General features: G+C 67.6%; 22 protein-coding genes and 2 tRNA genes. 13 read left to right on the forward strand and 11 right to left on the reverse strand.

Annotation, left to right across the window (positions count from 1 at the left end; translation table 11 throughout):
• The first annotated feature begins 118 nt into the window (after positions 1-118).
• The 4 genes from valS to V3W46_RS06710 are packed head-to-tail and all read left to right on the forward strand — an operon-like array spanning position 119 to position 4247.
• Positions 119-2794: a valine--tRNA ligase gene (gene valS, locus V3W46_RS06695; protein ID WP_331782317.1), complete on the forward strand. Its 2676-nt coding sequence runs from the start codon at positions 119-121 to the stop codon at positions 2792-2794.
• Positions 2795-2826: 32 nt separating this feature from the next.
• Entirely contained in the window at positions 2827-3315 is a 489-nt protein-coding gene (locus tag V3W46_RS06700; protein WP_331782318.1) for a GNAT family N-acetyltransferase, read from the forward strand.
• 51 nt (positions 3316-3366) lie between these two features.
• On the forward strand, positions 3367-3630 hold the full coding sequence (locus V3W46_RS06705; RefSeq protein WP_331782319.1) for a hypothetical protein: 264 nt from the start codon (positions 3367-3369) through the stop codon (positions 3628-3630).
• A gap of 38 nt (positions 3631-3668) precedes the next feature.
• Positions 3669-4247 carry a hypothetical protein gene (locus V3W46_RS06710; RefSeq protein ID WP_331782320.1) on the forward strand — a complete coding sequence of 193 codons (579 nt, stop codon included), beginning with the start codon at positions 3669-3671 and terminating at the stop codon, positions 4245-4247.
• A gap of 48 nt (positions 4248-4295) precedes the next feature.
• Here V3W46_RS06710 and V3W46_RS06715 read toward each other — a convergent pair whose 3' ends face one another.
• The 6 genes from V3W46_RS06715 to V3W46_RS06740 form a co-directional block, all read right to left on the reverse strand.
• Positions 4296-5510 carry a benzoate/H(+) symporter BenE family transporter gene (locus tag V3W46_RS06715; RefSeq protein ID WP_331782321.1) on the reverse strand — a complete coding sequence of 405 codons (1215 nt, stop codon included), beginning with the start codon at positions 5508-5510 and terminating at the stop codon, positions 4296-4298.
• Between the two features lie 61 nt (positions 5511-5571).
• A complete protein-coding gene (gene clpX / locus V3W46_RS06720) occupies positions 5572-6855 on the reverse strand; it encodes an ATP-dependent Clp protease ATP-binding subunit ClpX (RefSeq protein WP_331782322.1) in 1284 nt (427 codons plus the stop codon).
• A gap of 277 nt (positions 6856-7132) precedes the next feature.
• Entirely contained in the window at positions 7133-7813 is a 681-nt protein-coding gene (locus V3W46_RS06725; RefSeq protein ID WP_443069945.1) for an ATP-dependent Clp protease proteolytic subunit, read from the reverse strand.
• Between the two features lie 57 nt (positions 7814-7870).
• The gene (locus tag V3W46_RS06730; RefSeq protein WP_443069950.1) at positions 7871-8473 is read right to left on the reverse strand and encodes an ATP-dependent Clp protease proteolytic subunit; all 603 of its coding nucleotides are present in this window, start codon (positions 8471-8473) and stop codon (positions 7871-7873) included.
• A 369-nt stretch (positions 8474-8842) separates the two neighbouring features.
• Positions 8843-10201 (reverse strand): trigger factor, encoded by a 1359-nt coding sequence (gene tig, locus V3W46_RS06735; protein ID WP_331782324.1) that lies wholly within the window; start codon positions 10199-10201, stop codon positions 8843-8845.
• Between the two features lie 93 nt (positions 10202-10294).
• Positions 10295-10368, reverse strand: a tRNA-Pro gene (locus V3W46_RS06740).
• Positions 10369-10450: 82 nt separating this feature from the next.
• Here V3W46_RS06740 and V3W46_RS06745 point away from each other — a divergent pair.
• The 3 genes from V3W46_RS06745 (at position 10451) to V3W46_RS06755 (ending at position 12386) form a co-directional block, all read left to right on the forward strand.
• A tRNA-Gly gene (locus V3W46_RS06745) sits at positions 10451-10521 on the forward strand.
• A gap of 321 nt (positions 10522-10842) precedes the next feature.
• Positions 10843-12072, forward strand: a complete 1230-nt coding sequence (locus V3W46_RS06750; RefSeq protein ID WP_331782325.1) for an inorganic phosphate transporter — start codon at positions 10843-10845, stop codon at positions 12070-12072.
• Positions 12069-12386: a hypothetical protein gene (locus V3W46_RS06755; protein WP_331782326.1), complete on the forward strand. Its 318-nt coding sequence runs from the start codon at positions 12069-12071 to the stop codon at positions 12384-12386. The genes V3W46_RS06750 and V3W46_RS06755 overlap by 4 nt, the downstream gene beginning before the upstream one ends.
• Here the strand turns inward: V3W46_RS06755 and V3W46_RS06760 are convergent.
• Positions 12367-12786, reverse strand: coding sequence for an EVE domain-containing protein (locus V3W46_RS06760; RefSeq protein WP_331782327.1), 420 nt, complete (start codon positions 12784-12786; stop codon positions 12367-12369). The genes V3W46_RS06755 and V3W46_RS06760 overlap by 20 nt on opposite strands.
• Positions 12787-12949: 163 nt before the next feature.
• On the opposite strand from V3W46_RS06760, the gene V3W46_RS06765 reads away from it, so the two are divergent.
• A complete protein-coding gene (locus V3W46_RS06765; RefSeq protein ID WP_331782328.1) occupies positions 12950-13438 on the forward strand; it encodes a Dps family protein in 489 nt (162 codons plus the stop codon).
• 162 nt (positions 13439-13600) lie between these two features.
• Positions 13601-14287: a hypothetical protein gene (locus tag V3W46_RS06770; protein ID WP_331782329.1), complete on the forward strand. Its 687-nt coding sequence runs from the start codon at positions 13601-13603 to the stop codon at positions 14285-14287.
• Between the two features lie 54 nt (positions 14288-14341).
• On the opposite strand, the gene V3W46_RS06775 is transcribed toward V3W46_RS06770, so the two are convergent.
• Genes V3W46_RS06775 through V3W46_RS06790 form a run of 4 tightly spaced genes read right to left on the reverse strand, consistent with a single transcriptional unit; the run spans position 14342 to position 17935 of the window.
• Positions 14342-15871, reverse strand: a complete 1530-nt coding sequence (locus V3W46_RS06775) for an amidohydrolase (RefSeq protein ID WP_331782330.1) — start codon at positions 15869-15871, stop codon at positions 14342-14344.
• Positions 15864-16517, reverse strand: a complete 654-nt coding sequence (locus V3W46_RS06780) for an FMN-binding negative transcriptional regulator (RefSeq protein WP_331782331.1) — start codon at positions 16515-16517, stop codon at positions 15864-15866. Before V3W46_RS06780 ends, V3W46_RS06775 begins: the two co-directional genes overlap by 8 nt.
• A 7-nt stretch (positions 16518-16524) precedes the next feature.
• Complete coding sequence (locus tag V3W46_RS06785; RefSeq protein ID WP_331782332.1) at positions 16525-17442, reverse strand: Fpg/Nei family DNA glycosylase; 918 nt, start codon at positions 17440-17442, stop codon at positions 16525-16527.
• Positions 17435-17935: a ribose-5-phosphate isomerase gene (locus tag V3W46_RS06790; protein WP_331782333.1), complete on the reverse strand. Its 501-nt coding sequence runs from the start codon at positions 17933-17935 to the stop codon at positions 17435-17437. Before V3W46_RS06790 ends, V3W46_RS06785 begins: the two co-directional genes overlap by 8 nt.
• 111 nt (positions 17936-18046) lie before the next feature.
• On the opposite strand from V3W46_RS06790, the gene pepN reads away from it, so the two are divergent.
• The 4 genes from pepN (at position 18047) to V3W46_RS06810 (ending at position 23890) form a co-directional block, all read left to right on the forward strand.
• Positions 18047-20590 carry an aminopeptidase N gene (gene pepN, locus V3W46_RS06795; protein ID WP_331782334.1) on the forward strand — a complete coding sequence of 848 codons (2544 nt, stop codon included), beginning with the start codon at positions 18047-18049 and terminating at the stop codon, positions 20588-20590.
• Positions 20591-20657: 67 nt separating this feature from the next.
• On the forward strand, positions 20658-21605 hold the full coding sequence (locus V3W46_RS06800; RefSeq protein ID WP_331782335.1) for a mechanosensitive ion channel family protein: 948 nt from the start codon (positions 20658-20660) through the stop codon (positions 21603-21605).
• Between the two features lie 9 nt (positions 21606-21614).
• A complete protein-coding gene (locus V3W46_RS06805; protein WP_443069946.1) occupies positions 21615-22106 on the forward strand; it encodes a globin in 492 nt (163 codons plus the stop codon).
• A 44-nt stretch (positions 22107-22150) separates the two neighbouring features.
• Complete coding sequence (locus tag V3W46_RS06810) at positions 22151-23890, forward strand: FAD-binding dehydrogenase (RefSeq protein ID WP_331782336.1); 1740 nt, start codon at positions 22151-22153, stop codon at positions 23888-23890.
• Positions 23891-23900 lie beyond the last annotated feature (10 nt).

The raw sequence follows: 23900 nt of genomic DNA on the forward strand, positions 1-23900 counted from the left end.
GTTTCGATACGGCCCTGCGGGCCTACTCAACCAGCGGTCGGGGTCTCGGGTAGTATGGGTGCCCTACACAATCAGGCACCTTCGACTCGGTGCCGCCTATATGCCTGGAGGCTCCACCATGACCGCTATCGTTCCCGACAAACCAGCGCTCGAGGGCCTCGAAGGCAAGTGGGATGCTCTGTGGAGCGAACGCGGAACCTACCGCTTCGACCGCGCCCTCGCGAACGGCGAGCTGGCGACCCGCGCCGACGTGTACTCGATCGACACACCTCCGCCCACGGCATCCGGGTCTCTGCACATCGGGCACGTGTTCTCGTTCACGCACACCGACCTCATCGCGCGGTTTCAGCGCATGCGCGGCAAGAGCGTCTTCTACCCGATGGGCTGGGATGACAACGGCCTGCCCACCGAGCGCCGCGTGCAGAACTACTACGGCGTGCGCTGCGACCCGACGCTGCCCTACGACGAGGGCTTCGAGCCGCCGTTCGAGGGCGGCGACAACAAGAGCACCAAGGCGGCCGACCAGAGGCCGATCAGCCGGCGCAACTTCATCGAGCTCTGCGAGCGCCTGACCGTCGAAGACGAGAAGCAGTTCGAGTCGCTGTTTCACACCCTGGGGCTGAGCGTCGACTGGGGCCAGACGTACCGCACCATCGCCGACTCGTCGATGCGGGCCAGCCAGCTCGCGTTCGTGCGCAACGTGGCCCGCGGCGAGGCCTACCAGGCGCAGGCGCCGACGCTGTGGGATGTCACGTTCCGCACCGCCGTGGCGCAGGCCGAGCTCGAAGACAAAGACCAGCCGGGCGCGTACCACCGCCTCGCCTTCCACCGCCACGGCTTCGGCGAGAGCGACGACCCGGCCGCCAACGCCGACGTCTTCATCGAGACCACCCGCCCCGAACTGCTCGCGGCGTGCGTGGCGCTGGTCGCGCATCCCGACGACGAGCGCTACCAGCCGCTGTTCGGCACCACCGTCACGACGCCGCTGTTCGGTGTCGAGGTGCCGGTCGTGGCGCACCACCTCGCGCAGGCCGACAAGGGCTCGGGCATCGCCATGATCTGCACGTTCGGCGACCTGACCGACGTGATCTGGTGGCGCGACCTCGACCTGCCGAACCGCGCCATCATCGGCTTCGACGGCCGCATTATCAGCGAGGCGCCCGACGTCATCACCTCCGAGACCGGCATCAACGCCTACTCGGCGATCGCCGGCAAGACGGTGTTCAGTGCCAAGCAGGCCATCGTCGAGCTGCTGCGCGACTCGGGTGAGCTCATCGGCGAACCAAAGCCGATCATCCACCCGGTGAAATTCTTCGAGAAGGGCGACCGTCCGCTCGAGATCGTGTCGACCCGGCAGTGGTACATCAGGAACGGCGCCCGCGACGAAGTGCTGCGCGCGAAGCTGCTCGAGATGGGCCGCGAACTCGACTGGCACCCCGCCTTCATGCAGGTTCGCTACGAGAACTGGGTGAACGGCCTCACCGGTGACTGGCTCATCTCGCGCCAGCGGTTCTTCGGCGTGCCGATTCCGGTCTGGTACCCGCTCGATGGCGACGGCAACCCCGTGTTCGACCAGCCGATCGTCGCCTCAGAGCAGTCGCTGCCGGTCGACCCGTCGACGGATGCCGCACCCGGCTACAGCGAAGACCAGCGCAACACCCCCGGCGGTTTCGTCGGCGAGCTCGACGTGATGGACACCTGGGCGACCTCGTCGCTGACCCCGCAGCTCGCGGGCGGCTGGGAGCGCGACCCCGAACTGTGGAACATGGTCGCGCCGTACGACCTGCGGCCCCAAGGGCAAGACATCATCCGCACCTGGCTGTTCTCGACCATGCTGCGCTCGGCGCTCGAAGACCACCGCACGCCCTGGCGGCACACCACCCTCTCGGGCTTCATCGTCGACCCCGACCGTAAGAAGATGTCGAAGTCGAAGGGCAACGTGGTCACGCCCTCTGACGTGCTCGAATCGCACGGCTCCGACGCTGTGCGGTACTGGGCTGCCTCCAGCCGGCTCGGCACCGACGCGGCCTTCGACCCGCAGAACCCCACGCAGATCAAGATCGGCCGGCGGCTGGCCATCAAGGTGCTGAACGCGGCGAAGTTCGTGTACTCGTTCGAGCTACCCGCCGCCCCAGACGGCCGAGCGTTCGCTGTGACGCACCCCCTCGACCTCAGCATGCTCACCGCGCTCGACGAGGTGATCGTGACGACGACCACCGCTTTCGAGGCGTACGACCACGCTCGGGCGCTCGAGACCACCGAGAGTTTCTTCTGGACGTTCTGCGACGACTACCTCGAGCTCGTCAAGGAGCGCGCCTACAGCGCCTCGTCGGATGCCGCCGCCAAGGCCTCGGCCGTGCTCGCGTTGCAGGCCGCCGTCGACGTGGTGCTGCGCCTGCTCGCACCGTTCATCCCGTTCGCCACCGAAGAGGTGTGGTCGTGGACGCATGGCGGCGAGTCGATCCACACCGCGACCTGGCCGACCGGTGTCGGCACGGGTCACGGTGCAGCCTTTGCTCCGGATGCCGCACCGGCCCTGCCCGCCCACCCCGGGCTGCTCGGGCTGGCGGGGCAGGCTCTGGTGGGTATCCGCCGGGCGAAGACCGACGCCAAGGTGTCGCAGAAGGCGCCGGTCGCCTCGGCGACCATTGCCGGGCCCGCCGAGGCCCTCGCCGAGCTCGAGCTGGCGGCCGCTGACCTGCGTGAGGTGGGGCGGATCGCGCAATTGTACTTCGTGCCGGGCGACGAACTCGCCGTGCGTGAAATCGTTCTCGAAACCGATAGTGTCGAGTAGAGCTCTGGCCCCCGGGGCCTGAAGACAGAACAATGGAACGCGACCACGACCCCGGCGCAGACGGAAGGCGAACAACGATGGCGTTGAAGATCAGACCGATCACCGACCATGATTTCTTTCCCTGGTACGACCTCTATGTGGCGTACGGAAAGTTCTACGAGACCGAGGTCGAGGGCGACCGTGCCGTGCTGGTGTGGAGCTGGCTGGTCGACCCCGCGCACGAGACCGAGGCGCTCGTCGCCGAAGACGACGGCACGCTCGTCGGCGTCGCGCACATCCGCGAGTTCGCCCGTCCGCTCGCCGGCGAGCGCGGGCTCTACATCGACGACCTCTTCGTCGATCCGGATGCCCGTAACGCCGGTGTGGGCGAGGCCCTGATCACCGCGGTGAAGAACCTCGCGGCCGAACGCCACCTCGGCATCGTGCGCTGGATCACGGCCGAAGACAACGAGACCGCCCAGCGCCTCTACGACAAGGTTGCGAGCCGCACGTCGTGGGTCACGTACGACCTGGTCGTATAGGCTTCGTGCTCTGCTGACGGTGCACGCAACAAGCGTTTTTGGAGTGAACAGATGATCTCGGTCGGAACCCGCTGGTCGAGCGGCGACGAGCCCCCGACCCGCCTGCCCCAGCCGGTGATCGACGCCGTGCTCGACGTCGAGGGCGAACTCGCCGAGCAGAACGTCGACACGTCGATGTGGTACTGGACTCTGACGTGGCTCGAAGGCCGCCCCGTGGTCGAGTTCGACGACGGCACCCGCATCGACTACGACCCCGACACCGATGAGGCAACCGTCTCGCAGTCAGACGAGTACACCGACTTCGACGACGCCTAGTCTTTGACTATTGCTCGCCATTCGCGCATGATGAGGCCATGGTGCTGACTCATCCGGCCGTGGCCGGCCACCCCCGGCTGTCGCCGTCACAGCAGCGACGGGCTGCGGTCGCGGGCGCCGTCTCGCTGGCGCTGATCGCGGCGGGTGTCGACCTCATCGGCATCGTCGTGGTGCAGGTGGCGTTCTACTTCGGCCTGCTCGTGGTCTTCGGCAGCCTCGACGCCGGCCGGTGGAGCGACTGGTCGACCCTCTCGCAGCTCGGTTCGGGTGGCCTGTGGGGTGTGCCGACATGGGTGTTCATTGCGACCGGGTGTCTGCTCGTTCTCGCCGGGTTCGCGACGAGCTGGGTGATGCTGGCCCGACACGAAGTCGCACGACCGCTCTCGTTCACCTGGGCGGCGGTCGGCATCTCGGTGGTGCCAGGGCTGATGGTGGCCGTCATCGCATATGTCGTGGCCAGCGTCACGTCGAGCTCGATGCAGCCGACAGAGGCGGGCGACAGCATCCCGCCGTCGCTCTTCGTCGTTCTGCTGGTGGTCGACGTCGCGCTCAGCGCCGCGATCGGCGCCGCCGTGTGGTGGTGGCTGGCCCGCGCCTTCCGGGCTCGTCGGGCCTGACCGCCGCCGAGATGCGGCCGTGCAGCGGCGGCCGTGCTACGCACGAGGTCAAGCCGAACGACGGGGCCAGGGCGACGCCGACCAGAGCATGATCAGGCCGCCGACGAGCAGGCCCCAGAAGGCGCTGCCGATGCCGACGATCGCGATGCCCGAGGCGGTGACGAGAAACGTGGCAGCCGCCGGGATGCGCTGCGAAACCTCCTCGATGGCGTTCGAGAGCGCACCGACCAGCGCTCCCAGCAGCGCCAGGCCCGCGACGGCGGTGATCAGGATGGGCGGCGACGCCGAGATGAGGGCCACCGCGAAGCCCGCTCCGAGCCCGAACACGATGTACACGAAGCCCGAGGTGAATGTGGCGACCCAGCGCTTCGCCTTGTCGGGGTGCGAGTCGGGCCCCGCCATGATCGCGGCGGTGATGGCGGCCAGATTCAGCGCGTGGGCGCCGAACAGCGCGCCGACGGCTGTCGCAGCACCCGAGGCGACCAGCACCGGCCGGGGCGGCACCTCGTAGCCGAACGTCGACATCACCACGAAGCCGGGCACGTTCTGACCGGCCATCGTCACGATGAACAGCGGCAGCCCGAGGCTCACGATCACGAGCGGGTCGAAGGCGGGCAGCACGAACGTCAGCTCGGGAACCAGCGAGGTCGACGCGGCCGTCAGCCAGCCCGACCCGGCCGACACCCCGATGCCGACCGCCGCGACCAGCATGGCCGCCGGCACCGCCCAGCGCGGCGCCAGCCGGAACAGCACCAGCCACACCACAACGACGGGAATCGCCAGCGCGGGGATCTGCACGACCGCCAGCACGGGCGCAAGGCAGATCGGAAACAGGATGCCCGCCAGCATCGCACTGGCTATCGATCGGGGTATGCGGGTGATTGCTCGCCCCAGTGCCGGCCAGAGCCCGCACAGCACGATCAGCAGCCCGCACACCACGAACGCACCGACGGCGGCCGAGAAGTCGTTCGTGGTCGCCGAGGCGGCGATCAGCAGCGCGGCCCCGGGCGTCGACCACGCGAACGAGATGGGCATGCGGTAGACGCGGGCCAGCACGATGCAGAGGATCGCGACCGCGAAACACAGGGTCAGCAGGCCCGACGAGGCCTGGGCATCCGAAGCCCCCACGGCGTGCAGCCCGGCGATGACGAGGGCGAACGAGCTCGCGAACCCGGTGATGCCCGCAACGATGCCGGCCGAGATCGGCTGGGCGAGCGAACCCCTCGACGCCCCTGTCACGGGCGGATCATCGGTCGCAGTCACTCTCTGCTGCTTGATCGCGCTTTTTCAGCAGAAAGTGCCTGCACGGAGTGCGACCGGATCGTTACGCCGACTTCTCGACGCGGCGGGTGATCGACTCGCGCGGAACGATGGTGGGCGCGGCGTTGCTCACCACGGCCTCGCGCGTGATGATGACCTTCGCCACTTCGTCGGTCGACGGAACTTCGAACATGACCGGGCCGAGCACCTCTTCCATGATGGCGCGCAGGCCCCGGGCACCCGTCTTGCGCAGTACGGCGAGATCGGCGATGGCTTCGAGAGCCTCTTTGTCGAAGTCGAGTTCGACACCGTCGAGTTCGAACATGCGCTGGTACTGGCGAACGAGTGCGTTGCGCGGCACGGTGAGGATCTGCATGAGGGCGACCTGGTCGAGCGGCGTCACCGTGGTGACCACCGGGAGGCGGCCGATGAACTCGGGGATGAGCCCGAACTTGTGCAGGTCTTCGGGCAGCACCTCGCTGAAGAGGTTGATGTCGTCGCGCTTGGAGTGCAGCGGCGCGTTGAACCCGATGCCGCGCTTGCCGCTGCGCTCGGCCACGATCTCTTCGAGACCGGCGAAAGCGCCCGCCACGATGAACAGCACGTTCGTCGTGTCGATCTGGATGAACTCCTGGTGCGGATGCTTGCGACCGCCCTGCGGCGGAACCGAGGCGACCGTGCCCTCGAGGATCTTCAGCAGCGCCTGCTGCACACCCTCTCCCGAGACGTCGCGAGTGATCGACGGGTTCTCGGCCTTGCGGGCGATCTTGTCGATCTCGTCGATGTAGATGATGCCGGTCTCGGCCTTCTTCACGTCGAAGTCGGCGGCCTGCAGCAGCTTCAGCAGAATGTTCTCGACGTCTTCGCCGACGTAGCCCGCCTCGGTGAGCGCGGTCGCGTCGGCGACGGCGAACGGAACGTTGAGCTGCTTCGCGAGCGTCTGCGCGAGGTAGGTCTTGCCGCAGCCCGTCGGGCCGATCAGCAGGATGTTGCTCTTCGCGATCTCGACCTCGTTGGCGACGGCGTCGGCCGAGGTGAGCGTGTTCTTTGCGCGAACACGCTTGTAGTGGTTGTAGACGGCGACAGAGAGCGAGCGCTTCGCCTGCTCCTGGCCGATGACGTACTCCTCGAGGAAGGCGAAGATCTCCTTGGGCTTCGGCAGCTCGAACTCGCTCGCCGCCTCTTCGCCCGATTCAGACAGGCGCTCTTCGATGATCTCGTTGCACAGCTCGACGCACTCGTCGCAGATGTACACGCCGGGGCCGGCGATCAACTGCTGAACCTGCTTCTGGCTCTTACCGCAGAACGAACACTTGAGCAGGTCAGCGCTCTCCCCGATGCGTGCCATGTTCATCCTCCTCGTAAAAACCTGTGGAGTCAGCCTAACCCGTGGTGCCGACGCTGCGCTCCATTGAGCAAGGCTTCGTCATGTTCGAAACCAGCTGTTCACCGAAGGCGAAGTCGTTCGCGTTAAACAACGACGTGGATGCCCGTCGGAACGGGCATCCACTTGTGTGTCTCGTTGCGCGAATGTCTCGGTTTCGATACGCGACTGCATCGCTACTCAACCGGCGCGCACCGCCGCTGGTTGAGTAGCGCGCAGCGCGTATCGAAACCCCAACGTCTTACTTGACCAGCGCCGGCAGGTTCTTGCGCGACGTCAGCACCTGGTCGATGATGCCGTACTCGACGGCGTCGGCGGCACTGAGGATGTTGTCGCGGTCGATGTCTTTGTTGACCTGCTCGGGCGTGCGGTTCGAGTGAGCCGACAGCGTCTCTTCGAGCCAGGTGCGCATGCGGAGGATCTCGCGCGCCTGGATCTCGATGTCTGACGCCTGGCCGCCACCCTGGCCACCGGTCGAGGGCTGGTGGATGAGGATGCGCGCGTTCGGCAGCGCGAGGCGCTTGCCCGGCGTTCCGGCCGCGAGAATCACGGCGGCGGCCGAGGCAGCCTGGCCGAGGCACACGGTCTGGATGTTCGGCTTGACGTACTGCATCGTGTCGTAGATCGCCGTCATCGCGGTGAACGAGCCACCGGGTGAGTTGATGTACATCTCGATGTCGCGGTCGGGATCCTGACTTTCGAGAACCAGCAGCTGGGCCATCACGTCATCGGCCGACGCGTCGTCGATCTGCACACCGAGAAAGATGATGCGGTCTTCGAACAGCTTCGCGTAGGGGTCTTGGCGCTTGTAGCCGTAGGCCGTGCGCTCTTCGAACGTCGGCAGGATGTAGCGGTTGGAGGGTGTGGTGCCGTTGCCGTAAGGCGAGGCGATCGGCATTCCGCCGAAAGTGGGGGTTTCCATCGTTGAGTCTTCTCTGTTCGTGTCTGTCGTCGCGGGTGCGGTGGCCGGCCGGGCCGGCTAGTTGGATTCCGAGGGAACGGTGTCTTCGACCTCGGTGCCGCCGCCGCCGGCGACGTCGGAGGAGAACTCGCGCACGTAGTCGACGAAGCCGTACTCGAGCGCCTGCTGGGCGGTGAACCAGTTGTCGCGGTCACCGTCGATCATGATCTGCTCGGGAGTCTTGCCGGTCTGCTCGGCCGTGAGCTCTGCCATGCGCTTCTTCATGTCGAGAATGAGGTTCGCCTGGGTCTGGATGTCGGCGGAGGTACCGCCGAAGCCACCCGACGGCTGGTGCAGCAGCACGCGGGCGTTCGGCGTGATGTAGCGCTTGCCCTTGGTGCCGGAGGAGAGCAGGAACTGGCCCATCGAGGCGGCCATGCCGATGCCGACGGTGACGATGTCGTTCGAGACGAACTTCATGGTGTCGTAAATCGCCATGCCGGCCGTGATCGATCCGCCGGGTGAGTTGATGTAGAGGTAGATGTCGCGCTTCGGGTCTTCTGCTGCAAGAAGCAGAATCTTGGCGCAGATTTCGTTCGCCATGTCGTCACGAACCTCTGAACCGAGCCAGATGATCCGGTCTTTCAGAAGACGTTCGAAAACGCTGTTCGGCATCGCCATATCGGCCATGTGTGTCGCTCCAATTCACTTGCGGTAATTCGAATGTAGTGGAGCGCGGTTGCCCTTAAGGCCCTGTTCGCTGGGGGCAGAGCGCGGGCGGTTTCGATACGGCCTTCGGCCTACTCAACCAGCGGGCGCGCCGGGGTTTCGATACGGCCTGCGGCCTACTCAACCAGCGGGCGCGCCGGGGTTTCGATAAGGCCTGCGGCCTACTCAACCAGCGGGCGCGCCGGGGTTTCGATACGGCCTTCGGCCTACTCAACCAGCGGGCGCGCCGGTCGAGTAGCGGCGCAGCCGCGTATCGAGACCACCGTACGAAGAAGGGCCCCACGGTCATCCGCAGGGCCCTTCTCGGTGGATCTGGTTCGACTAGTGCGAGTGGCCGTCGTGGTCGTGGCCCTCGTGCTCGTCGTCGGTGCCGGTGACGTCGACGAAGGGGGCGTCGGCGTCGCGGGTCACCGTGGTGAACTCGGAGACGTCGATCGCCTTGCCGTTGGTGTCGGTGACGACGGCCTTGTCGAGAACGATGGCGAGTGCCTTATTGCGGGCGACCTCGCCGACCATCGCGGGAATCTGGCCGTTCTGGTCGAGAACCTGAACGAACTCCTGCGGCTCCATGCCGTACTGCGAGGCGCTCTGGATGAGGTACTGGCTCAGTTCGTCCTGGCTGACCTTCACGCCCTCCTTCTCGGCGACGATGTCGAGGAGGATCTGGGTCTTGAAGGTGTTGGTGCTCGACTCGGTGACCTCGGCGCGGTGCACCTCGTCTTCGAGGCGGTTCTCGTTCTCGAGGTGGCGGTGCACCTCGTCTTCGATCAGCTTCGGCGGCACAGGAACGTCGACCAGGGCCAGCAGGGCGTCGAGCGTCTTGGTGCGGGCCTCAGAGACCTGGCCGAACTCCTTCTGGCGCTCGACCTGGGTCTTCAGGTCGGCCTTCAGCTCGTCGATGGTGTCGAACTCGCTCGAGATCTGGGCGAAGTCGTCGTCGGCCTCTGGCAGCTCGCGCTCCTTCACCGAGTTGACGGTCACCGTGATGAGCGCGTCTTTGCCGGCGAAGTCGCCGCCGAGCAGGGGCGCCTCGAACGTGGTGGTCTCGCCCGCGGTCAGCGAATCGATGACGCCGTCGAGGCCCTCGAGCAGCTCGCCCGAGCCGACCTCGTACGAGATGCCGGTGGCGTTGTCGACCTCATTGTCGTCGATGGTCGCGACCAGGTCGAGCTGGGCGAAGTCGCCCGTCTTGATGGGGCGGTCGACCGTGACGAGGGTTCCGAAGCGGGTGCGCAGGCGCTCGAGCTCGGCGTCGACCTCTTCGTCGGTCACGTCGAGGGGCTCGACGGTGACGGGCAGGCCGACGTAGTCGGGCAGCTCGAGGTCGGGACGAACATCCACCTCGATGGCGAGCTCGAGGTCACCCGAGAAGTCTTTGTTGCTCGGCCACTCGACGATGTCGGCCTCGGGGCGGCCCAGCGGGCGCAGCTCCTGCTCGGCGATCGCGGTGCGGTAGAAGGTGTCGAGGCCGTCGTTCACGGCGTGTTCGAGCACGGCGGCCTTGCCGACACGCTGGTCGATCAGGGGCGGCGGCACCTTGCCCTTACGAAAACCGGGAATGTTCACCTGGTCGGCGATGTGGGTGTAGGCGTGATCAATGCTGGGCTTCAGCTCTTCGGGGGTGACCGAGATGGCGAGCTTCACTCGCGTGGGGCTGAGCTTTTCGACCGTGGTCTTCAAAACAATCTCCTGAGATACGTTACCGATGTGAAAGTCGTGCGCAGCAGGCCGGGCAACCGCTCAGCTGCGCTGGTCTTGTGCCTGGTCTGCGTGTCGGGGCGACAGGATTCGAACCTGCGACCTCTCGGTCCCAAACCGAGCGCTCTACCAAGCTGAGCTACGCCCCGGGAAATAAACCTCGGCAAGCCTAGCGCACAAGCACTGGAGCGAACCTGTACTACGATGTTCGGGTGCCACTTCGGTGCGCGCGGGGATGTAGCTCAATGGTAGAGCCTCAGTCTTCCAAACTGATCACGCGAGTTCGATTCTCGTCATCCCCTCTCAGCTTGTTTTTGTTTTGCCCGTCCCTGCCGGGCAAAACGGTGTCAGTTGCTCGGGGATCTGTTGGTGGCGGGGCTGCCGGGCAAAGCGGGTTCGTTGCTTCCCCCGTCCCCGCCGGTCGGCGAGTGCGGCGGAAGGCTGCGATGAAGTTGCGCCGGGCATCCGGGGCCGTGTACTGCAAACCGACCGGATGCTCTGTCAAGTGGGTCGAGCGGTTAACGCTGTGTTCACCTTGCGCTCTTAACGTTGCGGCCGAACAGGCCAGGGCGGATGCCGAATGAGGCAGCCGCCGCCGCGCAGACGCAAGGAGCCGAACCTCCATGGACGTTCTCGTCACCGTACTTCTCGTCATCGTCATCGCCCTCTTCTTCGACTTCACGAACGGGTTTCACGACACGGCCAATGCGATGGCCACGTCGGTCGCCACGGGCGCCCTGAAGCCGCGGGTTGCCGTGCTCATCTCGGCCGTGCTCAACCTGGCGGGCGCCTTCATCTCGACCGAGGTGGCGCAGACCATCTCGCAGGGCATCATCAAAGAGGGTCCGGGGGGAATCGAGATCACCCCCACGATGATCTTCGCCGGGCTGGTGGGCGCCGTCATCTGGAACCTCGGCACCTGGTACCTCGGACTGCCGTCGAGCTCGACCCACGCCCTGTTCGGCGGCCTCATCGGGGCCGCGATCATCGGCGCCGGGTTCGGCTCGGTCGACTTCGGCGTGGTGCTGTCGAAGGTGGTGCTGCCCGCTCTGTTCTCCCCGCTCGTCGCCGGCGGTGTGGCGCTGGTGGCCACGTTCGCGGCCTACACGATCACCAAGCAGTCGCGCGTGCGCGGCTCCGACCGCGGCTTCCGGCACGGGCAGACGGTGTCGGCCTCGCTCGTGTCACTGGCGCATGGAACGAACGACGCGCAGAAGACGATGGGCGTCATCACGCTGACGCTGATCGCGGCGGGGTACCAGTCGGCGAACACCGGTCCGCAGGTGTGGGTGATCGCGGCGTGCGGGCTGGCGATCGGCCTCGGCACGTACATCGGCGGCTGGCGCATCATGAGAACAGTGGGCAAGCGCATCACCGACGTGCACCCGGCACAGGGCTTCGCTGCCGAGACTAGTTCGGCGGCGACCATCCTGATCTCGTCGAAGCTCGGTTTCGCCCTGTCGACGACGCAGGTCACGTCGGGGGCGGTCATCGGTTCGGGGCTCGGCAAGCGGCTGGCCCGGGTGCACTGGGGCGTGGTGGGAAAGATCGCGCTGGGCTGGGTGTTCACGCTGCCGGCCGCCGCCATCGTCGGCGGGCTGGCGGCATGGGCGGCGAGCAGCAGCCAGATCGGGCTGGTGGCCGTCGTGGTGCTGGCGCTCGCGGCGTCGGGGCTGTTCTACTTTCTGGCCAGGCGCAAGCCGGTCAACCAGCACAACGTGAACGAGTCGGGTGAGTCGCCGGCCGAGAGCGGCGCCGACGGCGCGGGCGGGGAGGCCGACGGGGCTGACGGGGCCGACGGCTCGGCCGATCTCGAGACCGAAGAAGCGAACGCGAAGGGCGGCGCACGATGACGACAACGACCATGGTAACGACGGTGATGCAGGCGGCCGGCCAGGGCGAGTTCCTCGGCATCGACTGGGGCGCCTTCCTGGCCGTCGCTCTCGTCTCATTCGCAGCGGCGGTCGTCATCGTGGCGTTCTACGCCCTGGGCCTGCGGCTGCTCGCCGTCGGGTCGCCCGACGACACCGAGAGCGATGGAACCTTCACCAGCGGCGACCGCGGCCGCCGCCCCTTCGTGGCCACCGCAGGCGGTTACCTCTGCCTGGCGATCGGCATCGCCGCCGTGCTCTACAGCCTCTACCTGATCATCCCCCAGTTCCACTGAGCAGGGCGTCGCGCAGCACGGCGGCGTCGTGGTCGTCGAGCGGCAGCAGACCGAGGCGCAGCTGGCGGCCCCAGCTGGGCGAGGCGGTGAGGTGCAGGCGCTGCCTGACGTCGTCGAGGGCGACCGGATGCACGGGGTGGTAGTCGGCGCGGCGGCGGAACGGGGTGAACCCGCCCTCGTCGGCCTCGAAGATCTCGTCGTCGGGGAGGGTCGCCAGGGCGGTGAACCGGCGTAGCGGAGTCGTGTCGCCCAGGTGTTCGACGGGCGAATAGTAGATGAGGGCATCCCCCGCCTTCATGCGGGCGAGCGGGCCCCGTTTGCCGTGGCTGACCTGGGCGATGCCGAGGGTCACCCCCCGCTGCACATGGGTGGCCGAAACCACACCCAGCCAGTTCTTCACAGCCGACCTCCTCGTCGTTGTCTAAAGCCCAGTATGGCCCGCCGATCGGCGTCGCCACGGGCCAGGCGAGGTAATGCTCACCTTCGTTAGCCCAGCCTTCGCTTGCTTGCGGAAGATTTCAGGCTGAGTAGCGTTGGAGCCAATACACACGAAGGGAGACGTCATGTCTGACGTTGTCACCAGTATCAAGAGTTCTTCCAACCCCGATGTGGCCGCGGCCGCAGCACAGTTTCTGAGCCAGGTCGTCATCGACTCGCAGGCTCTGGTCATCAACGGCAAGCAGGCCCACTGGCACGTTCGCGGCGCGAACTTCATCGCCGTGCACGAGCTGTTCGATGAGGTCGTCGAGCGCGCCGAAGGCTACGCCGACGACGCGGCCGAGCGCGTGGTGGCCCTGGGCCTGCCGCTGGATGCCCGCATCGGCACCGTCGCAGCCAAGACCACGCTGCCCGAGCTGCCCGCCGGGTTCCAGCCGGCCGACGTCATGATCGCCACGCTCGTCGCGTCGATCGACGCGCTGCTCGTCAGCGTCAACAAGGCGATCACCGAGCTGGGCGCGATCGACGCGCCGAGCCAGGACGTCGCGATCCAGATCGCGCGCAGCCTCGAGAAAGACCGCTGGTTCCTGTTCGCGCACATCGCCAGCGTCTGACGCACTGACGCACTGACGCACTGACGCACTGACGCACTGACGCACCGACGCACTGACCGGGCCCATTCGGCCTGACGAGAAGGAGACTCCCGCGGGGGTCTCCTTCTTCGTGCGCCCAGGTTCCCGCCGCTCGCATCCTGCGATAACTGATATTATCTCAGAATGTCTATCCCAATTCCCCAGCCACCCTCGACGACGGATGCACTGCCTCGGCGCCGGCGCAGGCGCGGGGTCGCGATCGCGGCGGTGGTACTCGGCACGCTCGTTCTGGCATCGGCTGGGGTCGGCGTCGCGGTGGCCCTCGGCGCGGGAATCGACCTCGGGCTCGTCGGGCTGGTCGGCGTGATCGTCGTGTTCGGGGGCCTGGCATTCGCGCTGCGCCTCTTTCCGAACAGCTCTCCCGGAGCCGGGCTGGCGCGGGGTGCCGTGGGTTTCGTCGCCCTCGCCGCCGTCGTGGGGTTGCTGTACTTCTTCATCTATCCGGCCGCGCAGACCGGTACGAGCTGGCTGCCGAGCTGGGGAATGCACGCGGCCGCTCCCCCACGCGCCGCGCCGGTGACGGTCGTGTTCGAGGTCACGGGCACTGCGCCCCGTGCCTCGATCTCCTCCTCACCCGTGCCGGCCGGATCGAGCAGCGCCACCTCCGAACAGGCACTCCCCTTCACTCAGACGCTGACCGTCGATGCGACGTCGAGCACCTTCTACATCCTGAACGCCAGCACCTCCGAGGCGCCCGACGACGCGACAGTGAGCTGCACGATCACGGTCGACGGCACCGTCGTTGCTCACGAATCCGATACCGGCAGCTTCGGACTCGCCCTCTGTTCGGGCCGGGTGCCGACGGGGTGATTCGACACAGCCATCCGACTCCGTGACACCCTCGAGGCGCCGGTGAGACGATCGTCAGAGGGTCTGGTGGGTGGGGCGACCGGCGAGGAAGGTGGCGGCTACGGGCATGCCGCGCAGGTCGTCGGGGGCGATGCGCAGGGGGTCGCGCTCGATGACGGCGATGTCGGCCGGCATTCCGACGCCGATCGACGGGAGGCCTCCAGCCGACGCAGAAGCGGCGAACGGCTGCGGCCCAGAGGTGGAGGCGGTCAGGGCGTACTGCGCGGTGACGCGCTGCTCCGGATGCCACGGGGCACGGCCCCCGCGGGCGCGCGAGACCGCCGCCGCCATCGTCTGCCAGGGGTCGAGCGGCGCCACCGGCGCGTCTGAGCCGAGCACGAGGTCGGCACCGGATGCCCGCAGGCGCTCGAGCGCGAAAGCCCGGTCGGTGCGCCCCGCCCAGTAGCGGTCGGCGACGTCACGGTCGTCCATGGCGTGCTCGGGCTGCACGCTGGCGATCACGCCGAGGGCGGCGAACCGCGCGAAGTCTGCCGCCGCGACGAGCTGGGCGTGCTCGATGCGCGCTCCGGTCGCCACGGCATCGGCGGCCAGGCGCTCGAAGGTGTCGAGGGCGAGGGCGTTCGCGTGGTCGCCGATGGCGTGCACGGCGGGAGTGAGGCCGGCGCGGGTCGCTCGTTCGAGCAGGGCCAGCAGGGCATCCGGAGCCACGGTCAGCATTCCGCGCGAGTGCTCGTGCCCTTCGAGACCCTCGTATTCGTCGTAGCAGTAGGCGGTTCGGGTGTTGAGCGACCCGTCGGTGATCACCTTGAACGGGCCGACCGAGAGCAGCCCGTCGGTGCCCGCGATGACGTCACCGGTGCGCAGACCGGCGCGGATGCTCTGCTCGAGGTGCTCGCCGTAGATGCCGAACGACACACGCAGCGATCGCGTTCCGCGTTCTATGCGCCGGCGCCAGTCGCTGAGATTGTCGCGCATCTCGAGGTCGACGATGCCGACGACTCCGAGCCGCGCGGCCGCGACCGCCGCCGTCTCGACGAGAGCGTCGCCCACATCGTCAGAGACATCGTCGAGCCGGCGCATCACGGCGAAGCACTCGTCTTCGCGCAGGTGGCCGGTGGGATGCCCGCTCAGCCCGTACTGCGCCAGCGCCGCCGAGTTGAGCCAGCAGCCGTGCAGGTCGGCGCTGATCAGCACGATCGCGCGCGTGGCGCTGACCGTGTCGAGCAGCGCACTGTCGAGCGCGCTGGCGTCAGGCCACAGCCCGTCGCGCACCCCGAACCCGATCAGCGGCGCCGTGCCCGGGCGGGCCGCGCCCGCCAGCAGCAACCCCACGACCTCGGCAGCAGACGAAGCCGCGCTCACATCGAGGCGGCTGGAGACCAGGGCCCACTGCGTGAAGTGCACGTGGTTGTCCCACAGCCCGGGGATGACGAACCGGCCGTCGAGCTCGAGCACTTCTGCGGCGCGCGGCGGCCTGACCACTCCGGTCGGCACGATGGCCCGAACGCGCCCGTCGGCGAGCAGCACGTCGCACTCTGCGTCGCGGCCCGGAATGCGGCCGCGGCGAAGGAAGGCGTCAGGCATCCGCGTCGTCTACGGCGACCGGGTGCACCCGCCGCATCTCGGCGGCGAGCGACGGCTGGCGGTAGGCCGTCGACCCGTCGGCCAGCTCGTGGATGATGCGCTCGACCGTCTCAGACGGCCGGTTCTGGCTGAGCTTCGACTTCGCCTCGATGCGCGTCGCCGTGAGCCGGAAGCCCACCGTGCCCGAGCTGATGCGCGCGGCGTATGCGGCGTTCTCGAGCGTCTCGTTCATGCGGCGCGGCTCGGGCATGCGGTCTTCGAAGTGGTCGACGAGGTCGCCGAGCACACGCAGGTTCTCGGCGTCTGACAAGATCTCGGGGGTGCCGTGCAGGTGCGCCACCACGAAGTTCCACGTCGGCACCGCGGGGTCGGCGTCGTACCAGCCGGGCGAGATGTAGCCATGCGGACCCATGACGATGAGCAGCACCTCGTGCTGGCCGAGTTCGTGCAGCCGCTCATCCGGTCGCCCAACGTGCGTGAGGATGCTCACCTCGCCGGCCCCGGCCGCCGGGTCGAGCACGATCGGGTAGTGCGAGGCGACGAGCCCCCGCGACGTGTTGCTCACGAGGGTGCCGAAGCCCGTCTCTGCCACCAGGCGGCGAATCTCGTCGACGTCGTCGAGCCGAAAGCTGGGGGTGTCTCTCATCGGGCTCTCACTTCTGGTCGAACGGGCACCAGTACAGTTTGCGGGCTGCCATCATCTCCATGACGATGTGCGTTCCGCAGACCCTGCACGGCAGCCCCTCCCGCTTGTACACCCAGTGCCGGTCTTCGCGGTTGGCGAGCGCGAGCTTCTGCGCCTCGGGGTCGAGGCCGTCCATCGTGAGCATCTGGCCGGTGCGGATGCCGAGGTCGAGCAGGTAGACCCAGTCGCGCCACAGCCCCCTCGCCTGCTCTTCGGTGACCTTCTTGCCGGGCGTGTGCGGGTTGAGCCGCGCCCGGAACAGCATCTCGGCGCGGTACACGTTGCCGATTCCGCTGACGACCGACTGGTCCATGAGAAGCTGCCCCACCGGCGTCGGCTTCTTGCGCAGGCGCTCGACGAACCGGTCTTCGGCGGCCGGGCTGTCATCGGTGGCGGGGTCGGGCCCGAGCCGGTCGATGACCTCGGCGAGCTGGGCCGGGTCGATCACCTCGCAGGCCGTCGGCCCTCGCAGGTCGGCCACGCTCTCGTCGGTTGCGAGCCGCACCCGCACGGCACCGACCGGCACCGGTGGAAAGGTTTCGAGGTCGACGTCCTGGGTGTGCTCGGTCTCGGCCATGCGCACCGCCCGGCGCAGCCGTGGGGCGCCGATGGAGCCGAGCGCCTCCGACTCGTCGGTGATGGGCGAGATGATTCCGAAGAAGTCCCAGGCGCCGTAGATGCCGAGGTGGATGCGCAGCCAGCGGTCACCCTCGAAACGCAGGAACATCTGCTTTCCCACGGCGCGGGCCTCGAGCATCCGCGTGCCGTCGATCTCGGCCGCACCCTCGGCGAAGCGGCCCTGCGGCGAGCTGGCCGCGACGCGGTGGCCGACGAAGTCGCGCTCGAACTGCAGCGCGATGCGGTGAACGGAATGACCCTCAGGCATCGACGTCAGCGCCGACGTGGATGCCCGCGATCGCGCCGGTCGCCTCGTATTCGGCGAGCTGGGCGATGCGGCGCACGTGCCGTTCTTCGAGCGAGAACGGCTCGTTGATGAAGGTGTCGATGAAGGCGACGGCCTCGTCGACGGTGTGCTGGCGGGCTCCGATGGCGATGAGGTTGGCGTCGTTGTGCTGGCGGGCCAGCTGGGCTGTCGCCTCACTCCAGACCAGGGCCGCACGGGCGCCCCGCACCTTGTTGGCGGCGATCTGCTCGCCGTTGCCCGACCCGCCGAAGACGATGCCGAGAGCCTCGACGCCCGCCTGCTGGTCGCGCACGACGGCGAGCGCGGCGTTGATGCAGAACGAGGGGTAGTCGTCGATGGGATCGTACGAGGTGGGGCCATGGTCGACGACATCGTGGCCGGCCGCGGTGAGGTGCTCGAACAGATGGCGGCTGAAGTCGAGCCCCGCATGGTCAGTGCCGAGGTGAATGCGCATGCCCCCAAGTTTAGGGGAGGGGCCGAGGGCTAGGCTGGTTGGCGATAAAGAACCCGGCCGCCCACGAAGCAGCGCGGGGGCTCACCATCATCAACGTACGGAGAACATCAGTTGCCTGGAGAAAATCTCACCCGCGTCGAAGCCCACGAACGAGCGGGGCTGGTCAGGGTTCAGAGCTATGACGTCTCGCTCGACCTCACCCAGGGCGCAGAGACCTTTCTGAGCACCACTACGGTTCGGTTCAGTGCACAGCAGGGCGCCTCGACCTTCATCGACGCCATCACGAAGAACGTGCACTCGGTGCTGCTGAACGGCCGCGACCTCGACCCCGAGACCGTGAGCGACGGCGTGCGTATCCAGCTCGACGACCTGGCCGACGAGAACATCCTCACCGTCGTGGCCGACGCGCTGTACACGAACACCGGCGAGGGCCTGCACCGCTTCGTCGACCCCGTCGACGACGAGGTGTACCTCTACAGCCAGTTCGAGGTGCCCGACTCGCGCCGCGTGTTCGCGGTGTTCGAGCAGCCCGACCTGAAGGCGACGTTCACTTTCACCGTCACGGCCCCCGACTACTGGCAGGTCGTGTCGAACTCGCCCACGCCCGAGCCCGAGTCGATCGGCGACAGCAAGGCCACGTGGAGCTTCGAGACCACGCCCATCCTCTCCTCCTACGTCACGGCGATCGTCGCCGGCCCGTACGTCGTCGAGCGCAGCGAGCTGACCTCGAGCGACGGCCGCGTCATTCCGCTCGGCGTCTTCTCGCGGGCATCCCTCTCGCAGTTCATGGACGCCGACTACGTGTTCGAGAAGACCCGCCAGGGCTTCGAGTTCTACGAGAAGGCCTTCGGCTACCCGTACCCGTTCGCCAAGTACGACCAGCTCTTCGTGCCCGAGTTCAACGCCGGCGCCATGGAGAACGCGGGGGCCGTCACGTTCACCGAGGCCTACGTGTTCCGTTCGAAGGTGACGGATGCCCAGCGCGAGCGCCGCGTCGTGACCATCCTGCACGAGCTGGCCCACATGTGGTTCGGCGACCTCGTGACCATGAAGTGGTGGAACGACCTCTGGCTCAACGAGTCGTTCGCCGAGTACATCTCCACCCTCGCCACGGCCGAGGCCACCGAGTGGCACGGCGCGTGGGCGACGTTCGCCTCCACCGAGAAGAGCTGGGCGTACCGCCAGGATCAGCTGCCCTCGACGCACCCCATCTTCGCCAACATCACCGACCTCGACGACGTGCAGGTGAACTTCGACGGCATCACCTACGCGAAGGGCGCGTCGGTGCTGAAGCAGCTCGTCGCCTGGGTGGGCCAGGAGCAGTTCCTCGCCGGCGTGGGCCAGTACTTCCAGAAGCACGCCTACTCGAACACCGAGCTGAAAGACCTGCTGGCGGAGCTCGAAGACACCAGCGGCCGTGACCTCACCGAGTGGTCGCAGCTCTGGCTCGAGACGGCCGGCGTGAACACGCTGCGCCCGACCATCGAGACCGACGCCGACGGGGTGATCACCCGTTTCGCCATCGAGCAGACGGCGCCCGAGCAGTGGCCGACCATCCGCCCGCACCGTCTCGCCATCGGGTTCTACAACATGCACGAGGGCGCGCTGATCCGCAACCACCGCGTCGAACTCGACGTGGCGGGCGAACTCACCGGGGTCGACGAGCTCATCGGGCTGACGCGCCCCGACCTGGTGCTGCTGAACGACGACGACCTCGCCTACACGAAGATCCGCCTCGATGACCAGTCGCTCGCGACGGCGATCGCGCACCTCGGTGCGATCGAAGACGGGCTCGCCCGCTCGATCGTGTGGGGTTCGGCGTGGGATGCGACGCGCGACGCCGAGAGCCGCCCGCGCGACTTCGTGCGCCTGGTGCTGGGCAACATCGCCACTGAAGACGAGAGCACCACGCTGCGCACGGCGCTGAACCAGGTGGTGCTGACGGCGGGGCTCTACGTCGCGCCCTCCTACCGCGACGACGCGCGAGCCGAGGTCGCGACCGAGCTGTGGGCGCTGGCGCGCAACGCGACGCCCGGGTCAGACGAACAGTTCCAGTTCGTGAAGTTCTTCGCCGCGGCCGCCACGTCAGACGACAGCCTGGCCATCGTGCAGTCGCTGCTCGAGGGCGAGACGCACCTCGACGGGCTCGAGATCGACACCGACCTGACATGGGATCTGCTGACCTCGCTGGTGGCCGGCGGCAAGGCGGGCGAGGCGCAGATCGACGCGGCCCTCGCGGCCGACAACACGGCATCGGGTGCCCAGAGCGCGGCGAGCGCCCGGGCATCCATACCCACCGCCGAGGCGAAGGCACGGGCGTGGGCGTCGCTCGTCGACACCGACGACGCCTCGAACCTCATCGTGCGGGCGACCACCGTCGGTTTTCAGCGCGCGAACGACGACGCGCTGCTGCAGCCGTACATCGCGAAGTACTTCGAGGTGGTGCAGCAGCTCTGGGAGACGCGCACCTACCAGATCGCCGCGACACTGATCACGGGGCTGTACCCGAGCGGCCTGGCGAGCCGGGAGCTCCGCGATGCCACGCAGGCCTGGCTCGACACCGACCCGCAGCCGGCCGCGCTGCGCCGTCTCGTGGTCGAGAACCTCGCCGGCGTCGACCGGGCCCTCGCGGCTCAGGCGAAAGACGCGGAGTAGGCAGGCGACGAGAGCCACGGGCGCCGGTCAGCCTTCGTTGATCGGCGCTCGTTAGCATGGGCGGCATATGAGTGACTTCTTCAAGAACGTGAGCGACTTCTACGGCACCTACCAGCATCTGATCAACATCGTCATCATCATCGTCGGTGCGATCGTGGTGCGGCTCATCCTGCTGAAATCGGTCGACCGGGTCGTCAAGCGCATCGTCACGGGCGTGAAGAACAAGCACGACGCCCAAGACACTCAGGCCCTGATGGCCTCGCCAGTCGCGGCCGTGCGGGTGGTTCAGCGCACCCGCACGATGGGCAGCGTTCTGTCGAACTTCATCACCTGGGCGATCGTGGTGTTCGCGTTCATCATGGTGCTGGGCGAGCTGCAGTTTCAGGTCACGGCCCTCGTCGCCTCGGCCGGTGTGATCGGCGCGGCGCTCGGTTTCGGCGCCCAGAACATCATCAAAGACATGCTCAACGGCCTGTTCATGGTGGTCGAAGACCAGCTCGGCGTGGGCGACGTTGTCGACCTCGGCCCGGCGACCGGGGTGGTCGAGGCGGTCGGCATCAGGGTGACGACGGTGCGCGACGTGAACGGCACGCTGTGGTTCGTGCGCAACGGCGAGATTCTGCGGGTCGGCAACATGTCGATGGGCTGGGCGCGGGTCATCATCGACCTGGCTATTCCGTACGACACCGACGTCGACGCCGTTCAGGCGCGCATGCTGGCTACGGCGAACGACCTCGCGGCCAACCCCAAGTGGCGTTCGCGCATCATCGAGAAGCCCGAGATCTGGGGCCTCGAGAGCATCTCGGCCGAGGCGCTCGTGATGAGGCTCGTGGTCAAGACCCGCAGCAACTCGAAAGACGACGTTGCGCGCGAACTGCGGATGCGCCTGAAGGTCTCGCTCGACGAGATGGGCGTCAAGCTGCCTTCGTTGAACAGCATCGTGCTCACAGGCTTCGAGGGTGCGACCTCGGTGACCGGACTGCGCGTTCCCAAGAATCCACCGATGAACAGTTGAGGCCCGTCTATGACCGATGAGAATGCCACGCCCACAGCGCCGTCTGCGCGGCCGCTGATTGCGGTCATCCCCACCGCGACGAAGCCCGGCGCCACAAGCGGGGGCGATGCCGTGGTCGGCGGGGGCGACACGTTTTACGAGCAGGTCGGCGGCCGGCCGACGTTCGAGCGCCTCGTGCGTGCGTTCTACGCCGGTGTCGCCAGCGACGCGGTGCTCGTCGCGATGTACCCCGAAGACGATCTCGAGGGTGCCATCCAGCGGCTCACGGGCTTTCTCGAGCAGTACTGGGGCGGCCCCACGACCTACAGCCAGCAGCGCGGCCACCCCCGGCTGCGCATGCGGCACAACCCGTTCAAGGTGAATCCGGATGCCCGTGACCGCTGGCTCGGCCACATGCACAGTGCCGTGCTCTCGCTCGAGCTGCCGCCGCTTCAGGAGGCGACCCTCTGGGACTACCTCGAACGAGCCGCGCATGCCATGGTGAACACGTTCGACGAGTAGCCCCCGCACGACCAGCACCACCGACCGGAACGAGGACGTTTCAGATGGCCACCGAAGACAACACCGACGTGATCGTGGTGGGAGCGGGCCTCGCCGGCCTCGTCGCCACGGCCGAGCTGCTGAAGGCTGGCAGACGTGTCACGATCGTCGAACAGGAGCCGGCCGCGTCGCTCGGCGGACAGGCCTGGTGGTCGTTCGGTGGACTCTTTCTCATCGACAGCCCCGAGCAACGGCGCCTCGGCGTGCATGACTCGCTCGAACTCGCCCGGCAGGACTGGTTCGGCAGCGCCGGCTTCGACCGGCCCGAAGACCATTGGCCGAGGCTCTGGGCCGAGGCATACCTGCAGTTCGCGGCCGGCGAGAAACGGGCATGGCTGCACGAGCAGGGCGTGCGCTGGTTTCCGATCGTGGGGTGGGCCGAACGCGGCGGCTACACGGCGACCGAGCACGGAAACTCGGTGCCGCGCTTCCACATCACCTGGGGCACGGGGCCGGGGGTGGTGGCTCCGTTCGCCGCGCGGGTGGCGCAGGGGGTGCGCGACGGACTGGTGACGATGCGGCACCGGTACCGCGTGGATGAGCTGGTCGTCGAGGCGGCGGAGGGTGCGGGTGGCGGCCATGGCGGCGGTGGCGCGGCGAGCGGCAGCGCGGGCGGCACGGCGGCGCGGGGCGGGGGCGCTCGGGTGGTGGGGGTGCGCGGCGGCGTTCTCGAGCCGTCTGACGTCGGCCGCGGGGTCTCGAGCTCCCGCACGGTGACCGGCGAGTTCGAGCTGCGGGCGTCGGCCGTCATCGTGACGAGCGGCGGCATCGGGGGCAACCACGAGCTCGTGCGCGAGAACTGGCCGAAACGCATGGGCACTCCCCCGGCATCCATGCTGTCGGGCGTGCCTGCGCACGTCGACGGCCGGATGCTCGGCATCAGTGCGGCGGCTGGAGCGCACCTCATCAACTCCGATCGCATGTGGCACTACACCGAGGGCATCACGAACTTCGATCCGGTGTGGCCAATGCACGGCATCCGCATTCTGCCGGGGCCGTCGTCGCTGTGGCTCGACGCAACCGGAAAGCGCCTGCCGGTTCCGCTGTTCCCGGGGTTCGACACACTCGGCACCCTCGAGCACATCGTGGCCACGGGCCACGACCACACCTGGTTCGTGCTCACGCAGAAGATCATCGAGAAGGAGTTCGCGCTGTCGGGCAGCGAGCAGAATCCCGACCTGACCGACAAGAACCTGCGGCTGCTGGCGAAGCGTGTCGGGCCCGGCGCACCGGGGCCGATCGAGGCGTTCAAGGAGAAGGGCGTCGACTTCGTGGTGGCTGACGACCTGCCGACTCTGCTGGCCGGTATGCAACGGCTGAGCGGCGACGCCCCCCTCGACTCCGCGCAGGTGGAGAAGGAGATTCGGGCCAGAGACCGCGAGATTGGGCATCCGTTCACCAAAGACCTGCAGATCACGGCCGTGCGTGGGGCTCGCCACTATCTCGGCGACAAACTGATCAGGGTGGCGTCGCCGCACGAACTACTCGACCCGTCGGCCGGGCCGCTGATCGCGGTGAAGCTGCACATCGTGACGCGCAAGTCGCTGGGCGGCATCGAGACCGACCTCGCCGGGCGCGCGCTCGACGCGTCGGGCCGGCCCATCGACGGACTGTTCGCCGCAGGCGAGGCCAGCGGCTTCGGGGGCGGCGGGATGCACGGCTACCGTGCGCTCGAGGGAACGTTCCTCGGCGGCTGCATCTTCTCGGGGCGGCAGGCCGGGCGGGCGGTGGCGGCGGCGCTCTGAGCGGGCTCAG

This window comes from Subtercola sp. YIM 133946, from assembly GCF_036553535.1.
Lineage (GTDB): Bacteria > Actinomycetota > Actinomycetes > Actinomycetales > Microbacteriaceae > Subtercola.

Excerpts from the sequence above, each read along its gene's own strand:
- valS (WP_331782317.1), top strand. The coding sequence starts at position 119 with ATGACCGCTATCGTTCCCGACAAACCAGCGCTCGAGGGCCTCGAAGGC.
- V3W46_RS06700 (WP_331782318.1), top strand. The coding sequence starts at position 2,827 with ATGGAACGCGACCACGACCCCGGCGCAGACGGAAGGCGAACAACGATG.
- V3W46_RS06705 (WP_331782319.1), top strand. The coding sequence starts at position 3,367 with ATGATCTCGGTCGGAACCCGCTGGTCGAGCGGCGACGAGCCCCCGACC.
- V3W46_RS06710 (WP_331782320.1), top strand. The coding sequence starts at position 3,669 with ATGGTGCTGACTCATCCGGCCGTGGCCGGCCACCCCCGGCTGTCGCCG.
- clpX (WP_331782322.1), bottom strand. The coding sequence starts at position 6,855 with ATGGCACGCATCGGGGAGAGCGCTGACCTGCTCAAGTGTTCGTTCTGC.
- V3W46_RS06725 (WP_443069945.1), bottom strand. The coding sequence starts at position 7,813 with ATGGAAACCCCCACTTTCGGCGGAATGCCGATCGCCTCGCCTTACGGC.
- V3W46_RS06730 (WP_443069950.1), bottom strand. The coding sequence starts at position 8,473 with ATGGCGATGCCGAACAGCGTTTTCGAACGTCTTCTGAAAGACCGGATC.
- V3W46_RS06750 (WP_331782325.1), top strand. The coding sequence starts at position 10,843 with ATGGACGTTCTCGTCACCGTACTTCTCGTCATCGTCATCGCCCTCTTC.
- V3W46_RS06755 (WP_331782326.1), top strand. The coding sequence starts at position 12,069 with ATGACGACAACGACCATGGTAACGACGGTGATGCAGGCGGCCGGCCAG.
- V3W46_RS06765 (WP_331782328.1), top strand. The coding sequence starts at position 12,950 with ATGTCTGACGTTGTCACCAGTATCAAGAGTTCTTCCAACCCCGATGTG.
- V3W46_RS06770 (WP_331782329.1), top strand. The coding sequence starts at position 13,601 with ATGTCTATCCCAATTCCCCAGCCACCCTCGACGACGGATGCACTGCCT.
- V3W46_RS06775 (WP_331782330.1), bottom strand. The coding sequence starts at position 15,871 with ATGCCTGACGCCTTCCTTCGCCGCGGCCGCATTCCGGGCCGCGACGCA.
- V3W46_RS06780 (WP_331782331.1), bottom strand. The coding sequence starts at position 16,517 with ATGAGAGACACCCCCAGCTTTCGGCTCGACGACGTCGACGAGATTCGC.
- V3W46_RS06785 (WP_331782332.1), bottom strand. The coding sequence starts at position 17,442 with ATGCCTGAGGGTCATTCCGTTCACCGCATCGCGCTGCAGTTCGAGCGC.
- V3W46_RS06790 (WP_331782333.1), bottom strand. The coding sequence starts at position 17,935 with ATGCGCATTCACCTCGGCACTGACCATGCGGGGCTCGACTTCAGCCGC.
- V3W46_RS06800 (WP_331782335.1), top strand. The coding sequence starts at position 20,658 with ATGAGTGACTTCTTCAAGAACGTGAGCGACTTCTACGGCACCTACCAG.
- V3W46_RS06805 (WP_443069946.1), top strand. The coding sequence starts at position 21,615 with ATGACCGATGAGAATGCCACGCCCACAGCGCCGTCTGCGCGGCCGCTG.
- V3W46_RS06810 (WP_331782336.1), top strand. The coding sequence starts at position 22,151 with ATGGCCACCGAAGACAACACCGACGTGATCGTGGTGGGAGCGGGCCTC.